The organism is Corynebacterium sp. J010B-136 (assembly GCF_002967075.1).
Taxonomy (GTDB): Bacteria; Actinomycetota; Actinomycetes; order Mycobacteriales; family Mycobacteriaceae; genus Corynebacterium.
On sequence record NZ_PUGE01000002.1, the window covers coordinates 178,297 to 196,243 of the forward strand.

The 17,947-nt window shown below is 55.0% G+C and carries 17 protein-coding genes and 1 pseudogene; 12 read left to right on the forward strand and 6 right to left on the reverse strand.

The genetic code is table 11. The features are described 5' to 3' along the window. Nucleotides 1-39: 39 nt before the first annotated feature. Complete coding sequence (locus C5Y44_RS04225) at nt 40-1,059, reverse strand: zinc-dependent alcohol dehydrogenase family protein (protein WP_105323809.1); 1,020 nt, start codon at nt 1,057-1,059, stop codon at nt 40-42. A gap of 245 nt (nt 1,060-1,304) precedes the next feature. Here C5Y44_RS04225 and C5Y44_RS04230 point away from each other — a divergent pair, with 245 nt between their 5' ends. Beyond that, nucleotides 1,305-3,017: a SulP family inorganic anion transporter gene (locus C5Y44_RS04230; protein ID WP_105324068.1), complete on the forward strand. Its 1,713-nt coding sequence runs from the start codon at nt 1,305-1,307 to the stop codon at nt 3,015-3,017. On the opposite strand, the gene C5Y44_RS04235 is transcribed toward C5Y44_RS04230, so the two are convergent. Continuing rightward, nucleotides 3,018-3,590, reverse strand: coding sequence for a helix-turn-helix domain-containing protein (locus tag C5Y44_RS04235; RefSeq protein WP_105323810.1), 573 nt, complete (start codon nt 3,588-3,590; stop codon nt 3,018-3,020). It lies immediately after the preceding gene. Between the two features lie 48 nt (nt 3,591-3,638). On the opposite strand from C5Y44_RS04235, the gene C5Y44_RS04240 reads away from it, so the two are divergent. The 5 genes from C5Y44_RS04240 (at nt 3,639) to C5Y44_RS04260 (ending at nt 7,314) form a co-directional block, all read left to right on the forward strand. Then, complete coding sequence (locus C5Y44_RS04240; RefSeq protein WP_105324069.1) at nt 3,639-4,625, forward strand: NAD(P)/FAD-dependent oxidoreductase; 987 nt, start codon at nt 3,639-3,641, stop codon at nt 4,623-4,625. Between the two features lie 68 nt (nt 4,626-4,693). After that, the gene (locus tag C5Y44_RS04245; RefSeq protein WP_105323811.1) at nt 4,694-5,203 is read left to right on the forward strand and encodes a hemerythrin domain-containing protein; all 510 of its coding nucleotides are present in this window, start codon (nt 4,694-4,696) and stop codon (nt 5,201-5,203) included. Between the two features lie 29 nt (nt 5,204-5,232). Next, on the forward strand, nt 5,233-5,460 hold the full coding sequence (locus C5Y44_RS04250; RefSeq protein WP_066795020.1) for a DUF2945 domain-containing protein: 228 nt from the start codon (nt 5,233-5,235) through the stop codon (nt 5,458-5,460). Further along, a complete protein-coding gene (locus tag C5Y44_RS04255) occupies nt 5,457-6,047 on the forward strand; it encodes a DUF488 family protein (RefSeq protein WP_105323812.1) in 591 nt (196 codons plus the stop codon). The genes C5Y44_RS04250 and C5Y44_RS04255 overlap by 4 nt, the downstream gene beginning before the upstream one ends. Before the next feature lie 49 nt (nt 6,048-6,096). Next, on the forward strand, nt 6,097-7,314 hold the full coding sequence (locus tag C5Y44_RS04260; protein ID WP_233189824.1) for an MFS transporter: 1,218 nt from the start codon (nt 6,097-6,099) through the stop codon (nt 7,312-7,314). Nucleotides 7,315-7,323: 9 nt separating this feature from the next. Here C5Y44_RS04260 and C5Y44_RS04265 read toward each other — a convergent pair whose 3' ends face one another. Then, a complete protein-coding gene (locus C5Y44_RS04265; RefSeq protein ID WP_105323814.1) occupies nt 7,324-8,841 on the reverse strand; it encodes a SulP family inorganic anion transporter in 1,518 nt (505 codons plus the stop codon). A 275-nt stretch (nt 8,842-9,116) separates the two neighbouring features. Between C5Y44_RS04265 and C5Y44_RS04270 the strand changes: the two genes are divergently transcribed. Next, nucleotides 9,117-9,767: a MerR family transcriptional regulator gene (locus tag C5Y44_RS04270; RefSeq protein WP_233189825.1), complete on the forward strand. Its 651-nt coding sequence runs from the start codon at nt 9,117-9,119 to the stop codon at nt 9,765-9,767. Nucleotides 9,768-9,808: 41 nt separating this feature from the next. Here C5Y44_RS04270 and C5Y44_RS04275 read toward each other — a convergent pair whose 3' ends face one another. From C5Y44_RS04275 to C5Y44_RS04285, 3 genes are all read right to left on the reverse strand, one after another. Further along, complete coding sequence (locus tag C5Y44_RS04275; RefSeq protein WP_105323815.1) at nt 9,809-10,216, reverse strand: VOC family protein; 408 nt, start codon at nt 10,214-10,216, stop codon at nt 9,809-9,811. Nucleotides 10,217-10,339: 123 nt separating this feature from the next. Then, entirely contained in the window at nt 10,340-12,298 is a 1,959-nt protein-coding gene (locus C5Y44_RS04280; RefSeq protein WP_105323816.1) for a VWA domain-containing protein, read from the reverse strand. Between the two features lie 15 nt (nt 12,299-12,313). Further along, a complete protein-coding gene (locus C5Y44_RS04285; protein ID WP_105323817.1) occupies nt 12,314-13,702 on the reverse strand; it encodes an ATP-binding protein in 1,389 nt (462 codons plus the stop codon). A gap of 68 nt (nt 13,703-13,770) precedes the next feature. Here C5Y44_RS04285 and C5Y44_RS04290 point away from each other — a divergent pair, with 68 nt between their 5' ends. The 5 genes and pseudogenes from C5Y44_RS04290 to C5Y44_RS04310 all read left to right on the forward strand — a co-directional run bounded on the left by C5Y44_RS04290 (nt 13,771) and on the right by C5Y44_RS04310 (nt 17,875). Next, nucleotides 13,771-14,439, forward strand: a complete 669-nt coding sequence (locus tag C5Y44_RS04290) for a histidine phosphatase family protein (protein ID WP_105323818.1) — start codon at nt 13,771-13,773, stop codon at nt 14,437-14,439. Next, nucleotides 14,436-15,143, forward strand: coding sequence for an SCO1664 family protein (locus C5Y44_RS04295; protein WP_105323819.1), 708 nt, complete (start codon nt 14,436-14,438; stop codon nt 15,141-15,143). The genes C5Y44_RS04290 and C5Y44_RS04295 overlap by 4 nt, the downstream gene beginning before the upstream one ends. A 115-nt stretch (nt 15,144-15,258) precedes the next feature. After that, a complete protein-coding gene (locus C5Y44_RS04300; protein WP_066837954.1) occupies nt 15,259-16,023 on the forward strand; it encodes an isocitrate lyase/phosphoenolpyruvate mutase family protein in 765 nt (254 codons plus the stop codon). Between the two features lie 541 nt (nt 16,024-16,564). Next, nucleotides 16,565-17,603 (forward strand): annotated as a pseudogene (locus C5Y44_RS04305) (alanine:cation symporter family protein). A gap of 125 nt (nt 17,604-17,728) precedes the next feature. Continuing rightward, complete coding sequence (locus C5Y44_RS04310; RefSeq protein ID WP_233189826.1) at nt 17,729-17,875, forward strand: hypothetical protein; 147 nt, start codon at nt 17,729-17,731, stop codon at nt 17,873-17,875. Nucleotides 17,876-17,947 lie beyond the last annotated feature (72 nt).

Below are 17,947 nucleotides of genomic sequence, written 5' to 3' on the forward strand. Positions count from 1 at the left end.
AGCCTGATTTTTGCCCCCAAAAGTACTTGGGGTGTAATCCTAAAGCGTCAGCATGACCTTGGTGGCACGTCGTTCATCCATGGCCTTGTAAGCCTCAGCTGCTTCCTCCAGGGGAAGGGTGAGGTCAAAGACCGCGCCTGGATTGATCTGGTCAGTCATGATGAGATCAATCAGTTCAGGAAGGAAGCGGCGCACAGGGGCAGGGCCGCCAAGCAGATTCACGGTGGCAACAAAGAGATCCGTGCCATCGAGTTCCACGCCGTGGGAGACACCGACGAATCCGACGTGCCCGCCGGGGCGGGTGGCACCGATTGCCTGCTGCATCGATTCTTGGGTGCCCACTGCCTCAATCGTGGAATGCGCACCGTAGCCGTTGGTTAGTTCCTTGATACGGGCAATGCCTTCCTCACCACGTTCTTCCACGATGTCGGTTGCACCAAACTGCTTGGCCAGTGCCTGGCGGTCAGCGTGGCGCGACATCGCGATGATACGCTCGGCACCCATCTGCTGTGCGGCCAAAATACCCATGAGACCAACCGCGCCGTCACCTACGACGGCGACCGTCTTTCCTGGGCCAACCGCAGCAGCATCGGCAGCAAACCAGCCGGTGCCCAAAACATCGGAAGCCGCAAGCAAACTCTTTGTCTGCTCTTCGGTGGGGGTGCCGGGAACCTTGACCAAAGTGCCATCGGCAAGCGGAATGCGTGCTTTTTCTGCCTGCGTACCGATGCCACCCATCATGACCTGGTGTGCACAGCGCGATTGGAAACCAGCCTCACAAATCTCACAGGTATTATCCGATGCGACGAAGGAACCAACCACGAAATCGCCGATGGCCACTGACTTTACATCATCACCGATCTGGTCAACGATGCCGATGTATTCATGGCCCATGGGGTGGCGGTCGACGTCATCAGTGCCGCGGTAAGGCCACAAGTCAGAGCCGCACACGCACGTTGCGGTGACACGGATAATCGCATCGGTGGGCTGTTCCAAAACCGGGTCCGGGCGCTGTTCAACGCGGACATCTCCGGGGGCGTGCATTATGACACCACGCATGTGGGTCTCCTTTGCAAAACGATGTTTTCCGTAACTACTTCAAGAGGCTAAAACAATTATGCACCCATTTTTCTCTCGCGGCACGAGCCTGTGTGCCGCCGAGGTCACGGGGGTATGACTGCGGGATGATTCTGTTGAAGTTGCCCTCTACCGCGCGTAAATCCTAGTACCGTTAATTTATGGCACCTCAAAAAATCCGATCTTCGCGCCCGCTGTGGCAGCGACTTGTGCCGGGCGTGCTGGTAATGCGCAATTACCAGCGAGGATGGATAAAAGGTGATGTCATCGCCGGTATAACGGTGGCCGCCTATTTGATTCCGCAAGTGATGGCTTTTGCCAGCATCGTTGGGCTCCCGGCGGTAGTAGGGCTCTGGGCTGTACTCGGGCCGATGGCGCTGTATTTCATTTTGGGCACCTCGCGGAAGATGTCGATCGGACCAGAATCTACCACCGTATTGATGACGGCAGCAGGTATCAGCGCGCTAGTCGGAGCAGCCGGCGGACCCGAACATATGGCGGAAGTAGCCGCCCTTTTAGCAATTGCCGTGGGCGCAGTGTGCCTGATTGGCTATGTGGGACGTCTGGGGTTTCTCACCAGGCTATTATCGCGGCCGGTACTGGTGGGCTATCTACTAGGAATTGCCCTACTGATGTTCATTAGCCAACTTTCAGAAGTGACCAAGGTTGAAACTTCCGGGGAACAGTCGTGGCAGGAAGTGGCATCATTTTTCCAAAACATTCACAATGCGCATATTCCCACGGTGCTCATGGCGCTGGCAGTATTTGTACTGTTATTCCTTGCCCGATGGATTGCCCCGAAATTCCCGGCACCGCTGCTAGTACTGCTAGTTGCCGCCGGGGCTGTAGCTCTATTCGGGCTGGACCGTTACGACTTGGAAGTTATCGGCGAGATTCCGCGCGGCTTGCCGGAACTACGGCTGCCGGATTTTAGCACCGTGGATATCTGGGCATTAATGCCCTATGCAGTAGGTATTGCCATCGTCGGATTTTCGGACAATATCCTCACCGCCCGGGCTTTTGCTGCAGAAAAAGATGAACCTATCGACGCTAACCAGGAGCTGCTCGCACTTGGCGCGGCAAATATTGCCAACGGACTTTTCCAGGGCTTTCCAGTCTCTACGAGCGGTTCACGAACCGTGCTCGGTAATACCGCGGGTGCGAAAACCCAAGTTCACTCACTGGTAGTCATCGCCATCGTGGTGATGGTCTTGCTCTTTGCCGGGCCGGTATTGGAATCCTTCCCGGAAGCCGCGCTGGGTGCTTTGGTGATGTATGCCGCGGTGCGATTGATCGATATCGAAGAGCTACGCCGCATCGCGCGCTTTCGTAAGAGCGAACTGATTATCACTGCCGCCACTGCTTTAGCGCTAACGCTTTTTGGTGTGCTGGTGGGCATCGGATGTGCGATTGCTTTGTCGATTTTGGATCTCATCCGCCGGATCACTAGCCCCTACGCGGATGTGTTGGGTTATGCTCCAGGCGTTGCAGGCATGCATAGCTTGGATGACTACCCGGATTCACAACCAGTTGAGGGCCTGGTGGTCTTTCGTTATGACTCCCCAATATTTTTCGCTAATGCCGATGACTTCTCCGCTCGCGCGAAGCAAGCCATTGATAGGTCCCCGCATCCCATCCGGTGGTTTCTGCTGAACGCGGAAGCCAATACGGAAATGGACCTCACCGCAGTTGACGCCTTAGAAAAACTTCGTGTGGATTTGGAAAGACAAGGCATCAGGTTTGCCATGGCGCGTGTCAAGCAAAACCTCAGCCGCAGCCTTGCACCGACGGGATTTATTAAATCGGTGGGCAAGCAGTACGTCTTTACTACCTTGCCTACGGCAGTGCGCGCCTACGCTGCGGAATTCGATGAGCGCTATAGCAGGTATCCAGAGGGGATACCGGATTATATTTTGAATAATGAAAAACCTTCGAGCTAATCACGCGCCTTGCTCTGGATGCAGGTGAGCCTTTTCGCCGGCGTGGTCGAAGATCGTCAGAATCTCGGCTGGGCCTAAATGTGCTTCCATCATGTGTGGGGTCATAGTGGAAAATTCCACGGCCTGGCCTGGGGTGACCATAATGGTTCTGGTTCCAAGCGTTAGTCGGATGACGCCGCTTAAGACGGTGAACCATTCCGAGCCCGGATGGACTACAGGTTCCACATCGGCGCGGTCGGGATTGATACGCATCTTGCCGATGGTCACCCCGCGCCGATCCCTTTCACGCGACAGCAACCAAAAGGTCATTCCCCCATGAGATTCCGGCTCCGGGCGGATAACCACATCATCGTTGCCTTCGGGTTCTACTAGTTGATCCAAGGAAGTACCCAGAGCTTGCGCGATGCTCACTAATAAATCCAGTGAGATGCGTTGGCGTCCAGTTTCGATTCTGCTCAGCGTGGACGCCGAAATCTCACAGCGGCGAGCTAAGGTTTCTAGGCTCCAATTGCGTGCCAGGCGCAAGCCCCGAATGCGCTGGCGAACAATCTCGTCGGTGTCGTTTTGCGTCATATGCAAAAGTGTATGCGTTTTCCGGCAGGGTTATTTAATCTCAAAACCATGACGCAAAACGAACAACAAAGTGTTTCTGAAAACTTCGATGCTGACGTGGCGATTATCGGCGGCGGGGCAGCAGGGCTGGCCGCCGCGGTTGCCCTGGGTCGCTCACGCCGCAAGGTGATTGTCATTGATGATGGTCATCCACGCAATGCCCCAGCAGCCGGTGCGCACAATGTCTTGGGCAATGAGGGCATTTCACCGCTGGAGCTGCTGGCCAAAGGCCGCAGTGAGGCCGAATCCTATGGCGTGCAGATTCAACGCGGCCGTGTGGAGCAAATGCAAGGGACAACCGATAACTTCACGCTCGCAATCAGCGACAGTACGGAATCCATTCGCGCCCGGCGCATTATTTTGGCCACAGGTCTTGTCGATGAGCTACCTGATATCCCCGGCGTACGCGAAGGCTGGGGTGAAACGGTCTTGCACTGTCCTTTCTGCCATGGCTGGGAAGTCCGGGATCAGAAAATTGCCGTGCTAACTTCCGGAGCATTGGCCGTCCACCAGGCACTGCTATTTAGCCAGCTCAGCAACGATGTGACGGTGTATCTCAATGATGCCCCAGATCCAGCGCCTGAGGTGCTGGAACAACTTGCTGCTTTAAACGTGCCGCTTGTTCGCGGCCGCGTGGAGAAGTTGGTGATGGAAGGCAAGCAAGTACAAGCCGTGCAGATTGAAAACACGTCAGGTAGTGACGCAGTGCTTTTCGATGCCGACGCTGTTGTCGTTGCCCCACGCTTTAACGCAAGAACTGAGCTTTTCGAAACCCTAGGTGGCGAAGTGGAAGAAACCCCATTCGGTACCCAGATTCCTGCGAAACCCCAGGGCATGACGTCTGTGCCAGGAGTGTGGGCAGTTGGTAATGCCGCACAAGCGATGGCGATGGTGGTTTCTTCTGCTGCCTCGGGAGTGATGACTGGTGCTGCGGTCCACGGAGATTTAGCTATGGCTGATCTGAATGAGGCGGTGCTGGCACAGCGAAGAGCCTAAAGCCCAAGTGCTGCGGCGCTGCGGCGCTGCGGTGCTACCATGGGAGATCATCCAGAAGGAGGCTGTTTATGAGTACGGAAGTACAAAGCAATTCTTCTACCGATGAGGTTTCATTGGCGGCGGCCTTTACCGCCGAGCATCATGACATTGATGCGGGAATTGAGCAGTATTTAGCTGATACCGCAGCACCCGACCCGCGCCAACGCGCAGTGCCATTACAAAATGCCATGGCTGCCTTGCGCCGCCACATCTACATAGAAGAAGAAATCGTCTTTCCACACCTTCCTAAAGGCGCATTGATGATGCCGCTGATGGTGATGCGCAAAGAGCACGGTGAGATATGGCAGCGCATGGACGCGCTCGAAGAGATTTTGCAGGATCCAGCCGAGGATTCTACCGGTGTGGAGCAAACTTGCGCAGAGATTCTCGCGCTCCTTGATAGGCACAATATGAAAGAAGAGCCTGTTATCTATCCGCATATGGATGCGGATCTCACGGATCAAGAACAGGAAAAGGTTCTTAAGCTCCTAACCGGTGGGGAGATGCCCAAAGGCTGGGTATGTGAGGCCTTGCGTTAAGAGCTGCAGCTTTCGAAGGAGCGGGAAACATGAGCAAGACATTTAACGTCGGCGACCATGTCCGGTGGAATTCTGAAGCCGGCGAGGTATCTGGAGTGATTAAGAAAAAGCACACGCAAGATACCGAATACAAAGGGCACATGCGCAGGTGCAGTCCGGAAGAGCCGCAATATGAAATCAAAAGTGATAAAACCGATCATATTGCGATGCATAAAGGCTCTGCTTTGACCAAGATTGCTAAGAAGTCAGGGCAATGACTAAGCAGGACAAAGACGCCTCGGTCCCTAAAATATGGACGATTGGCCACTGGACATGTCCCATCCCAGTCTTTCTAGAGACCTTGGATGAGCGCAGCATCGACATGCTTATCGATGTCCGCGCGCACCCTGGCTCCCGCCGCAACCCGCAGTTCGACTCCGATGAGATGAAGAAGTGGCTTCCAGAAAACGGCATTGCCTATCAACTATTTCCCAAGCTGGGCGGACGGCGCCGCAAACAAGATGTGCCGCCAGAAATCAACGCCGGCTGGAAGAACGCGAGCTTTAAAAACTACGCGGATTACACGCTCACTGAGGAATACCACGAAGGAATTGCGGAGCTTAACGAGTTAACACAGAAGCACAGGGTAGCGATCATGTGCGGTGAGCCCATGCCGTGGCGCTGCCACCGTCTATTGATTTCGAATACTCTAGCCGCGCAAGGTTTCCAGGTAGAACAACTTATCGCCGGGCAAAAGCCCAAGAAATATGAGCTGGGCATGTGGGGTGCTACACCGCACGTTCAAGAAGACGGCCAAGTGACTTACCCCGCTGAACCGACTGAGTCAGCTGCGTCAGCCGAGTAGCTGCAGCAAATACCTGCATTTACGTTCCTAGTGGAGCATGATGGAGGCCATGAGTACAGCGAGATTAAAGCACACAACAATAAAGCCTTCGACGCGGCGGTCGCCTGAGGAAACCACCGCGCGCCGGGGTACATTGTTGATTGCTTATGGGCATACGACGGTGGATTTTAGCCAAGGTGCAATTGCTGCGTTGATGCCTTTTCTCGTGCTGCAAGGTGGTTATAGCTATTCTGCGGCAGCGGGCGTCATGCTGACTTTCTCGCTGGTGTCTTCCATTATTCAGCCAGTGCTCGGCATCATGGGGGATAAGTGGCGCATGCGCTGGCTTATTCCCGTTAGCGTTTTTCTCTCCGGTGCGGGTATCGCAGCGATTGGCCTGGTTGATGCCTACTGGGCGGTGGCGTTATTGGCATCGGCAGCCGGCATTGGTGTTGCGGCGTTCCACCCGGCCAGCGCCAGCCGCGCCCGCGAAGTCAGCGGTGGGGACCATGTACTGATGTCATGGTATTCACTGGGCGGAAATTTCGGCTTCGCGCTAGGTCCGGTCATCGTGGCTATAACCATCGGCGTCTTTGGCCTTGGTGCCACACCGCTGTTGATGATCCCGGCACTCACCGGCACTGTAGCGGTGCTGGTCTTAAATAAATACGGGGTTGCACAACCCGCCACGAAGGCAGGTGTGGACACTAACCACCGCGATGACTGGGTATCGTTCGGGCGCATGTCGATTGCGATTTTGTGCCGCTCCATCGTCTTTGTAGGCATCGGCACTTTCATCGTGTTGTTCATGCACGAATACCGTGGGGTTCAAGAAGACCTCGCCAATGCCTCGCTGTTTATCTTCTACATCATGGGTGCGTTCGGCACGGCAATCGGTGGACACCTGGCCCGCAGATGGAACCGCACCACATTGTTGCGGTGGTCTTATCTACTGTCCATCCCACTTTTAGCCGGCATGTTCTTAATCCCAGGGCCAATCGCCTGGGGCTTTATCGTCCTGGTCGCGCTAACGCTGTACGTCCCCTTCTCACTGCAAGTCACGCTGGGCCAGGACTATTTACCGCAGCATATGAGCACGGCCAGCGGCGTGACCTTAGGACTCGCGGTATCGGTCGGCGGCGTCGCGACACCACTTATCGGTGCCCTCGCCGATCGCGTGGGACTCGAGTACGCGCTACTGCCGCTTATCGCTTTGCCGGCCGTGGCATTTATTGCGCTGTGGGGACTGCAAGACCCCAGTACCCGCGTCATTGAGGTGCGTAATTAACCGTTTCGATTAATTGCCTAGCTCGCCGGTCAACCGCGAGTGGAATGCCGTGGTGAATTCATTCATGCCTACAAATTCCACGGTCTTGTCATGCTGGCGGTACTTGGTCTGAATGGTATCGAGTGCCGCGACGGTGGAAGCATCCCAAATATGGGATTGGCTCAGGTCAATGACAATGTGTTCTGGGTCGGCTGTGTATTCAAATTGCGTGGTCAAATCATTGCTGGAGGCAAAAAGTAGCTGTCCCTGCACGGTGTAATACGCCACCTGCTTGTCATCTTCGGTCTTTACTTCTCGGCGGACTTCGATAAGATGCGCTACGCGGCGTACGAACATGACGCTGGCGGCAAAGACTCCAACAACGACGCCGATGGCGAGGTTCGAAGTAGCAACGACGACCGCGACGGTAATGACCATGATGGCGGTTTCGCTTTTCGGCATGCGCTTTAGCGTTGAAGGCTTAATGGAATGCCAATCAAAAGTGCCAACAGAGACCATCACCATGATGGCCACCAATACAGCCATCGGAATGGTGCCAACCAGATCGCCTAAAACCACCGTGAGGATAAGCAAGAAAACGCCGGCTAAGAAGGTGGAAATACGCGTGCGCGCGCCAGAGGTTTTGACGTTGATCATGGTCTGACCAATCATCGCGCAGCCACCCATGCCACCGAATAGACCGGAGACAATATTGGCAACGCCTTGGCCCCAGCTCTCGCGGGTCTTATTGGAGTGGGTATCTGTTACTTCATCGACAAGCTTGGCGGTCATCAAAGATTCCATCAGACCAACGAGTGCCATTGCTAGGGCATAAGGAGCGATGATCGACAAGGTGTCGAGCGTCCACGGAATATTCGGAATGAATAGCTCCGGCAGGCTATCCGGCAATTCGCCCTTATCGCCCACGGTCGGCACGGAAATGGCAAAGACCGCGGCGATGGCGGTAACAATCAGAATCGAAATCAATGGTGCCGGCACAGCCTTGGTGACCTTCGGCAAAAAGATCAAGACCAAAAGTCCCAGGATAAAGAGCGGGTAGACGGCAAAGGGGACATCGAAAAGCTCTGGCAACTGAGCCATAAAGATTAAGATTGCTAGGGCATTAACGAATCCCACCATGACGCTGCGCGGGATAAAACGCATGAGCTTTGCAACGCCCAGCACGGCCAAAACAATCTGAAATACACCAGCGAGTAACACCGTGGCGATGAGATAGTCCAAGCCGTACTCATGGACGACGGGAGCCACCACGAGCGCGACCGCGCCAGTCGCGGCCGAAATCATCGCTGGTCGGCCACCAACTACAGCGATGGTCATCGCCATAATGAATGACGAGAACAGCCCGACCTTCGGGTCGACACCAGCGATAATAGAAAAAGAAATCGCTTCTGGAATCAGCGCGAGCGCAACCACCAGACCAGCGAGCGTTTCGCGGATGAGAATCCGTGGCGTCTTTAAAGCTGTGCGCACTGATGGTTCAGGACGATACCGATCTTTGTCATTAATCGGTGAGGTGACAGTAGTCATGACAGTAAAACTCCGAAAACGAGGCAAGTAGTTTTTAAGAAAGGCGCAGCCATACAAACCGTGGTTGTGGCGCGCGCAAAAGGGCACGGGATTACTTGCTATTTAACTAGCCTTCGTGCAGGCAGATGCTTGAATTACTCTAGTGCAGCCAACCGGCTGTGGCGAACTGAGATAACTAGGGCGTGACTTTGAATATAAATAGGTGGGCGTGGTTTTGCGGTTCCTAGGTGTATTACAGTTAATCGATATGCCTGAAGTAGGAAACCGTAGGGTTAATGGAACTGCATAATGGCAAAGTTCGGATGGCTGAGCTATCGCGGATAACGGGAGTTAGCGTGCCCACCATTAAGTATTATGTGCGCGAAGGCCTGCTGGCACCTGGTGAAGCAATTAGCAAGAATCAGGCGCTCTATGGCCAAGCGCATGTTGAGCGCATCCGCGTTGTGCGAAGCTTGTCCAAAGTAGCCAAGCTGCCTTTGGCAACTATTCGCGAGGTGCTCAATATTGTTGATAGTGGCGGCAATGTTCCAGAAGCCATGCGGCGCACCCAGGAATCTTTGGTAGGGGAAATTCCAGATGAGCAAGAAGAGCCGAAGGGATGGGATGCGGCGCAGGAGCTTCTCGATGCAGAAATCGCCAAACGTGGATGGCGCATTCACAAAGAATCTGGCGCTTATCGCATGGCGCTTCGTGCCTTGGCTGAAATCGCGCAAGAAAACTTAAGCCCTCCCAGCAACCACCTAGCCGGTTATATGGATGCCGCAGACAAAGTTGGGATGACAGATATTTCAACGCTGCAGATGGCGACTTCAGGTTCTGATGTGGTTCGCCGCATGGCATTAGGGACTACCTTGCGCGGCCCGCTTCTTGATGCCTTGGCCTTTCTTGCCCAACAGCATCATGGCAGTAAGGCACAAGGCAACTAGGCACAATGCGGTAAGGGGATTGCTGCGTTGTGGCCAAGGTGTTAGCTGGCGTTCTCGTCGGGTTCGTGAATGCCAAAGACATTTCCGTCAAGATCCAAAAAATAGCCCTGCCAGGCCATACCTGGAAGGGCGTACTTTTCTTTGACCACGGTGCCGCCAGCGGCAAGAATCTTTTGGGCAGTGGCGTCGAAGTTTTCAACGCCCATGGTCAGCACCGCTGCATTGGGTGCAGATGCCGGCGCAGTGCCCGCTGGGGTAGCGCCGTCGTCGCGCTGCATGATGGCACCATTGATGCCAGGGGTATCTTCAGGACCAGTGATAACGCCGTAGTAGGGGCGTTCGGCGTACTCAGAATAATCCCCATAGGTCCAGCCGAATGCGGCGGCATAGAACTCGCTGGCCTGTGGGACGTTGGAAACTTCGATTTCAAAATGAACTGGACGAGACATTCGGAACTCACTTCTGTAGAAGGGTGATACAAGGTCGTCGATCGAAAGAACTAATCCCTAGTATGCCAGGAAATTGTGATCGGCGTCTCCCCGGATATCGGGAGGGGCCGATATCCGGGCTTCTTAGAAGCGGTAGTTTAAATACTCGTCCACGACTGCAGCGCCTAGCCCATCCAAGTCGGGTGCGACGACGCGCCCGTCGACGCGATCTGCGAGCTGGTTGAGGAAATTTTCTAAGCCCGGGTTGGATCCTAAGCGGAAAAACGTCGTGCGGGTGCCGCGTTTGGTGACTTTGTCGAGCTGTGTAATGGTGGAATACATGGTGTACTGATCCGTTGGCCAGTTAAACCACGCGTTACCATCCGGTTGCAGGTAGGCGGTGGGTTCACCATCAGTGACGATAAGCAGCGTTGGCCGCATAGACGGGTTCCGAGCAAAGAAGCGTTCTGCCAGCAGTAGGCCGTGGTGCAGGTTAGTACCTTGTTCTTGCACCGGCGGGAGTGCAGTCAGCTCTTCGATATCGGTGCTCATGGCGTGGCGGCCAAAAGTAATCAATGCTAGTTCATCACCGCGAAAGCGCGTGCTGATGAGGTGATGCAGTGCCAGGGCTGTTTGTTTCATCGGGACCCAGCGGCCTTCGGCAGCCATCGAATAGCTGGTATCAACTAATAACGCCACAGCGTTTTGGGTGCGCTGTTCCGTTTCTACTACTTCAATATCTTCAGCCGTGAGTTTGAGCGGATCACCGGTGCCGGCGGTTCTTTGGATCGCATTGGTCAGCGTACGTGTGACATCCCAGGGCTGGGTGTCCCCGTATTCATAAGGGCGCGTTGACCCGGTTTGCTCAACGCTGAGCCCGCTAAGCCGAGAATCCCGAGACCCGGAACGTGGGCTAAGGTGCGAGGTGGCATCGTCAAGCAAGCTTTTGCCTAAACGCCGCATGGCCTGCGGGCTGAGCTTCAATGAACCATCGGCCGAGCGGCGCAGGAGCCCACTGTTGCGCATCGCCTGGTCGATCTTGTTGAGCAAATCTGCTGAAACCGCGGCATCATCACCGAGTTGGCGGCGCAGTGCGTCCAAGTCTAAGTCGGTGTGGTCATGACGCAGCTGCTCAGCCAGGCGGTCGAGCTCCGCCAAGTCTTGCATAGCACCTGTGCCATCGCCTAAGCCCATGCCTTCCTCGCCTGAAAAATCTTCCGAGCCCGCCCAATCCAACTCTGGCCGCAGTCCTTGCAGATTCCCGGCGAGATCTCCCAGCAAACCTTGCAGCTCTGGGGAGCCAAAAGCCTGCGCGGATAGTTGCATCAACTCCTCGCGCTGCTCGGGTGACATGGAGTTGAGCATGCGCTGCGCGGCGGCGGAACGCTGCGCCAAAATATCAATTAACTCATTAATATCGCGCGGGTTTTCCGGAAAATGCTCACCGTGCTTGGCCATGAAATCCGCGAAATCCGCTGGCGTATCGGTGCCCGCGCGGTGTTTGCGTAAAAGCTCATTAAGGTCACGCAGCATCTCAGCGATGGCTTGCTTATCTTCTTCGGTAGCACCTTCAAGAGCCTGCTTCATGCCGGAGAATTGTTGGTCTAACATCTCGCGGCCGAGTAAATCGCGGATGTGCTCGAATTTCTCGCGCGCATCCTGGGACTGCCAGTCATAAGTATTGAGCTCAGACACTGCCGCCGCGGTGGATTCCGGGAGATTTTCCAGTTGCAGTTCCCGAAAAGCGCGGTCGGTGTCATCTAAGTCAATGTCACGGGCAAGTTGAGCGCGCTCTAAACGGAGGGCATCGTCAAGCAGTGCTTTAACCTGCTGCAAAGTGCCACCGAGGTTATTGCGCTCTAAAAGCTCCTTGCGGCGCTGCGCGGCCTGCCACGCGAGCTCGTCGAACCCATCTTGACCCCGCGCACCGCGACGCAGGTACTCCCGAAGTGCCTGCTCCGGCGAATATCCCGCCATGACATCTTCGGCGATCTCATTCAGTGCATCTGAGAGATCGACTGGGGGAGCGAGCGGATCCGGCCCGCCGGTATAGCGTCCGTAGCGGGACCGCCGGTGGCCGCGGGGATCAATGGGATGGGACATGGTTAAGGTCTACTCCTAACCGTAGATACTTGTGCCTTCGTCAGAATCCTTGGCGATTTTCCGTGAGAGGAAGAGCCCTTCCAACGCCAGCTCAATCGCATTAGCGCGGGATCCTTCAGAAGTAGCGCCGAAGGCCTCGGCGATATCGTCATATAATGTGGTCTCGCCCAAATCAGGAAGGCCAGCGAGGAAATCCTTCGCCGAGACATTCGCACCCGTGGAAATAGTTACGCTGCCATCTAACGCAGCAATCAAGGGATTGAAATCCAGTGTGCGCAATTTTGCGCGGAGTGCTTCGGCGGTGGAAGTACGCAAAATGTATTCCAAAATATCCCACTCGCGGCCTTCTTCGCCGGACTCGAATTCAATCTTGCCGCCTAGAACCTCCACGGCAGATTCGACATCGACCAGCCGGGCGACGGCTTCCTCTTCGCCGCGTACGGTAGCGCGGTGCAATGCGCCCGCGGCGATGGTTTCGGCACCGGCGATGGCAAAGCGCGCTGAAACGCCCGCGCGCTGGTTCACCGCCGAAGACTCACGCAAAGAACGGGTATAGCGCGCAAGGATTTCCAGCAAAATATCTGGCACCTCGGCCACCAAGTTAGCTTCCTGGCGGATAACCGCGATTTCATCTTCTAATGCCAGCGGGTAGTGGGTGCGAATCTCAGCGCCGAAGCGGTCTTTCAGCGGCGTAATAATCCGCCCGCGGTTCGTGTAATCCTCGGGGTTAGCAGAGGCTACCACCAGCACATCGAGCGGCAATCGCAGCATATAGCCACGAATTTGCACGTCTTTTTCTTCCATGACATTGAGCATGGACACCTGGATGCGCTCAGCTAAGTCAGGCAGCTCATTAATAGCCACGATGCCGCGGTTGGAGCGCGGAATGAGCCCGTAGTGAATGGTCTCGGGATCACCTAAGCGGCGGCCTTCGGCTACGCGCATGGGGTCGATATCTCCGATTAAGTCGGCAACGGAAGTATCTGGTGTCGCGAGCTTTTCTGCGTAGCGGTCATCGCGGGCAACCCAGCCAACCGCCAGATCATCGCCTTCTTTCTCGGCGCGCTCTCGTGTGGCATCGGTAATCGGCGCGAAAGGATCCTCACGCAGCTCAGAGCCCGCGACAATCGGAATCCAGTCATCTAAAAGCGCGACGAGTGAACGCAACAAACGCGTCTTGCCCTGGCCACGTTCGCCCAAAAGCACAATGTCATGACCAGCAATAAGTGCGCGTTCAACCTGCGGAATAACGGTCTGGTCTAAACCATGCAGCCCTGGCCAGGGGTCCTCGCCAGCGCGAAGTTTCGCCAGAAGGTTTTCGCGGATTTCGGCGCGCAAAGTTCGGTGTTGGTAGCCGGCGGCCTTCAGCTCACCGACCGTGGAAACATTAGGTGGAAGACTCACATACTCAACCCTAGCCGCAAAAACTTCTTCGCGGTGCAAAAATATTTCCCGAGGTAGGCTTACATGGCATGAACCAGCCTGCGAATCCGCCCACGATTGTTTTACTTATTCGCCACGGGCAAACTCCCACCACCGGGCAAGTACTACCAGGGCGTACGCCAGGGCTGCATTTGGCAGAGCAAGGAATCACTCAGGCACGCGAGGTCGCATCCCGCTTGGATGGTTTAGAGATTGCGGCTATTTATTCATCGCCGATGGAACGTGCGCAGGAAACAGCCGCGCCGACAGTTGCCGCGCACAAAAAGCACTTGCTTGTCGATGCCTCCCTTACCGAATGTGATTTCGGCGACTGGACCGGCCACAAACTCAGCGAGCTCAACAAGTTGCCAGAATGGAAAGAAGTCCAAAATTCGCCGTCGACTTTTCGTTTTCCTCAAGGCGAGAGCTTTACTGAGATGCAAAACCGCATGGTGGAGGGCATCTCTAACATCGCCAAGCAGCATGCAGGCGAAATCGTTGCGGCATTTAGCCACGCTGACACAATTAAGGCAGCCGTTGCTCATTTTGTCGGCACCCCGTTGGACCTTTTTCAAAAGATCCACATTGATACTGCCTCAATTTCGGGCGTGGAATTTACTCAAGACGGTCCGCGCATGTTGGTGACCAACTCGCGGACCGGCTCGCTGTCGTATCTTCAGCAATCCGCGCCGAGTGGAAAGCGCGCGGTTAAACAGTGATCACCCCGCCTTTTGAACGTGAACTGGAGCTTTTGAGTTTCGGGCAGATGGGGATCGTTGAGCAGCTCGTGGAATCTAGCAATATCGGATTCGTAGTCGATCTGGAATTAGATGACGATTACGCATGGGCCGTCTATAAACCCGAAGCAGGAGAGCAGCCGCTGTGGGATTTTCCGCCCGGGTTATACAAAAGAGAACGCGCGGCTTTTGTCATTAGCGAGTATCTAGGCTGGCATATTGTTCCGCCGACAGTAATTTCCCATAATGGTCCCGCTGGGGTGGGCTCTGTGCAGTGGTTTATTCACAACGACGGCGAGCACTACTTTCCGTTGGTTGATAGCAGGGCAGACCTCCACGCGCAGTTTCTCAGAATGGCGGTCTTTGATTTGCTGTGTAATAACACCGACCGGAAATCAGGACATGTGCTCCTTGACGGTGAACACATCTGGGGTATTGACCACGGCCTGTGCTTTTCAGTAGAACCCAAGCTACGCACAGTTATATGGGATTTCGGTGGGCATCCCATTCCAGAGGAGTTGACCGCGGCAGTAGAGCCTTTGCTTGACGATGTCCCCGCTGAGCTTTGGCAGCTTTTGCACCCCGGAGAAATTGAAGCGTTGCAAAGACGAGCCTCACGGATTGTGCGCTTGCCTTTCCTTCCACGGCCACAATCGCACCGCCAATTCCCGTGGCCATTGGTATAGCCATTCGGTATAGCCGCCGGCCTTCACGAGGATTTGGGTACAGTGGCGTAAAGACGCAGCAATTTCCACAGCCTAACGTATTTTGCGCAGGCTTATAACCGCGAAGGAGCACGAAATGACTGACGTTCAAGCACTAGCCGCCAAGCTCGCACAAGCACATGAATCTGGAAACACTTTGGTTTTACCAACTGCCTGGGATACTTGGTCCGCAGCAGTTGCGGAAGAAGCCGGGTTTGAAGCAATAACCGTTGGCAGCCACCCGGTTGCCGATGCCACCGGCAGCTCCGATGGCGAAAACATGGACTTTTCTGAGTACCTCGCCGTTGTCTCGAAAATCACCAAGAAGGTCAGCATTCCGGTTTCCGTGGACGTGGAATCTGGCTATGGTCTAGAGCCAGCCGTACTGATCAATCGCTTGTTGGAGGCGGGTGCTGTCGGCGCCAATATTGAAGACGTCGTGCACACTGAAGGCGACCGCGTACGCGATGCCCAAGAGCATGCTGACTACATCGCTGCGGCACGCGAAGCCGCCGATGCTGCTGGGGTCAATTTCGTCATCAACGGCCGCACTGATGCGGTGCGTTTAGGCACAGATGTATTCGAAGATCCACTGGCAGAGGCAGCAAAGCGCATTCAATTAATGCAGCAGGCAGGAGCACGTTCGGTCTACCCAGTGGCTTTGAAGACTGCTGAGCAGGTGCAGACTTTGGTCGATGCCGTAACCATTCCAGTCAATGTCACCGCGCATCCAGTCGACGGACACGGAGCAGGAGACCTGGCAGCACTGAAAGATTTGGGCGTACGCCGCGTAACCTTCGGCCCACTGTGGCAGAAGTGGCTCGGTGCGGCTTCGGCAGAGCAATTCAAAGCCTGGCGTTAAAGCTGCCTAAAGGCACTTTAACGGCCTGCCATTGAGCATTTTAACGGCGTGCCATTGAGTACTTTAACGTCCTACTGCGTTTGATTTTTAAATACGAACAGGGCTGTGTGGGTATTCCGTCGCTGCCTGTGGCGCCGCGACCTTCGGGTTTGAATACTTACAGCAGGTGTCCTCGTGTGGGTGTCAGTTGAATTGGGACACGTGGGTGACATCACCTCTCACGGACAATTAATCGCTTGATATGTGATGTGCGATCACGCACGTACATGGGCGTGTGACCTAGCACAAGCTTTTTCTTTAAAATCGTGAAAAATCTGTACGTAGTAAGAAAGCCTTGGCCAGTCACTCGACAAGGTCAGAAATGTGTATAACATGAGTTTATCCATCCGAGATGGGGGTCACCAACCGGGTGGAAGAGCTCATGAACCTATTGACTACGGTCAGCGAGTGGATCTGGAATCCGCTGGCGAATTTTGCTTTAGCAGTCGGAGTTTTCTTCACTTTTGTAACCAAGGCAGTGCAGTTTCGTCGCCTGCCGGATATGATTCGCCAGCTCAAGGACAGCGAATCTGGTGATGGCGGCTTGTCGTCATTCCAAACCCTTGCTTTGACCCTGTCTTCGCGCGTTGGTGTCGGCAGTATTGCCGGTGTCGCTACCGCTATCGCCATGGGTGGCCCTGGTGCCATCATGTGAATGGCGATTACCGGGTTGCTCGGCTCGACCTGTGCAAATGCCGAGGCGGTTCTGGTGCAGTTGTACAAGCGCCGCGTGCACGGCGAAGACTGCGGCGGCATGCCCTACTACATCAAATACGGTTTGAAACCACGGTGGCTTGCGCTCGTCGCCGCGTTGACCGCGCTCATCGGCTACGGCTTTGTCTTCCCAGGCGTGCAGTCCAACAACATTGCTTCTTCTGCACACCAGGCTCTTGGCGTTGAGCCGTGGGGAACAGGCCTAGTCATCACCGGGTTGCACGGTGTAGTTGTCATCGGTGGCGCCAAGCGCGTTGTGCAGGTTGCACAAACCATCGTTCCTTTCATAGCGATTGGCTACGTGATCACCGCACTGCTGCTTATCGTCTTGAACCTTGACGAGCTGCCAGTAGCAATTGCGCTTATCCTGACCTGTGGTTTCGGCTTCGATCAAATCTTCGGCGGCATCATTGGTCACGCCGTGGCCTGGGGCGTGCGCCGCGCGATCTTTGCTTCCGCGACTGGTTTTGGTGAGGGCACCTTTGCTGCTGATTTGCATGGCTACCGGCATCATGGTGTTTCTCACTGACAGTTACCACGTCAAGGATGCAGCTGGAAACATGATTGTGGACCAGGTGCCCGGCGCAATTGCTGGACCCAACGTTGTCCAGCACGCGATTGATTTCTCACTACTAGGGTGGGGAAGCGTCGCGATTGCTATCTTCCTCTTTGCATTTACCTCGCAGGTGTTTTTCTTCTACGTTGCGACAACCAACCTGGTCTTCCTCTTGGGAGAAAAACGCAACATCTTCCTAGGAAACGTTGTCAAGGTTGGCGCTTTGGCTATTTCCTTCATCGGTTGTGTCATCACCGTTGATGCGATGTAAGTAGCAGGCGATAACGCATACGGACTTTTAGCTTGGCTGAATATGGCAGCGGTTCTCTTGCTTACGCCGAAGGCTCTTAGTATCGAAGTACTGAATGGAATAAGGTCTACCCAGTCATCGACGCGATGATTTCTGAGCCTTTCATCGCAGCCGTGAAGAAGGGGCTTGACCTGCAAGGTTTCCCAACTAGTTCCCCTCGCGCACCAATGGCTGATGTTTCCGCTGCTGCCGCTGCACGCATCGAACAGGCGCTGAAAAACTTGAACGGCTAAACATCGTTTAGCTCCATGCCCCTGCGACGGCTGATTTATTTATCGACCGTCCCGGGGCTTTTTACGTGCCTT

Excerpts from the sequence above, each read along its gene's own strand:
- C5Y44_RS04225 (WP_105323809.1), bottom strand. The coding sequence starts at position 1,059 with ATGCGTGGTGTCATAATGCACGCCCCCGGAGATGTCCGCGTTGAACAG.
- C5Y44_RS04230 (WP_105324068.1), top strand. The coding sequence starts at position 1,305 with ATGCGCAATTACCAGCGAGGATGGATAAAAGGTGATGTCATCGCCGGT.
- C5Y44_RS04235 (WP_105323810.1), bottom strand. The coding sequence starts at position 3,590 with ATGACGCAAAACGACACCGACGAGATTGTTCGCCAGCGCATTCGGGGC.
- C5Y44_RS04240 (WP_105324069.1), top strand. The coding sequence starts at position 3,639 with ATGACGCAAAACGAACAACAAAGTGTTTCTGAAAACTTCGATGCTGAC.
- C5Y44_RS04245 (WP_105323811.1), top strand. The coding sequence starts at position 4,694 with ATGAGTACGGAAGTACAAAGCAATTCTTCTACCGATGAGGTTTCATTG.
- C5Y44_RS04250 (WP_066795020.1), top strand. The coding sequence starts at position 5,233 with ATGAGCAAGACATTTAACGTCGGCGACCATGTCCGGTGGAATTCTGAA.
- C5Y44_RS04255 (WP_105323812.1), top strand. The coding sequence starts at position 5,457 with ATGACTAAGCAGGACAAAGACGCCTCGGTCCCTAAAATATGGACGATT.
- C5Y44_RS04260 (WP_233189824.1), top strand. The coding sequence starts at position 6,097 with ATGAGTACAGCGAGATTAAAGCACACAACAATAAAGCCTTCGACGCGG.
- C5Y44_RS04265 (WP_105323814.1), bottom strand. The coding sequence starts at position 8,841 with ATGACTACTGTCACCTCACCGATTAATGACAAAGATCGGTATCGTCCT.
- C5Y44_RS04270 (WP_233189825.1), top strand. The coding sequence starts at position 9,117 with ATGGAACTGCATAATGGCAAAGTTCGGATGGCTGAGCTATCGCGGATA.
- C5Y44_RS04275 (WP_105323815.1), bottom strand. The coding sequence starts at position 10,216 with ATGTCTCGTCCAGTTCATTTTGAAATCGAAGTTTCCAACGTCCCACAG.
- C5Y44_RS04280 (WP_105323816.1), bottom strand. The coding sequence starts at position 12,298 with ATGTCCCATCCCATTGATCCCCGCGGCCACCGGCGGTCCCGCTACGGA.
- C5Y44_RS04290 (WP_105323818.1), top strand. The coding sequence starts at position 13,771 with ATGAACCAGCCTGCGAATCCGCCCACGATTGTTTTACTTATTCGCCAC.
- C5Y44_RS04300 (WP_066837954.1), top strand. The coding sequence starts at position 15,259 with ATGACTGACGTTCAAGCACTAGCCGCCAAGCTCGCACAAGCACATGAA.
- C5Y44_RS04310 (WP_233189826.1), top strand. The coding sequence starts at position 17,729 with ATGATTTCTGAGCCTTTCATCGCAGCCGTGAAGAAGGGGCTTGACCTG.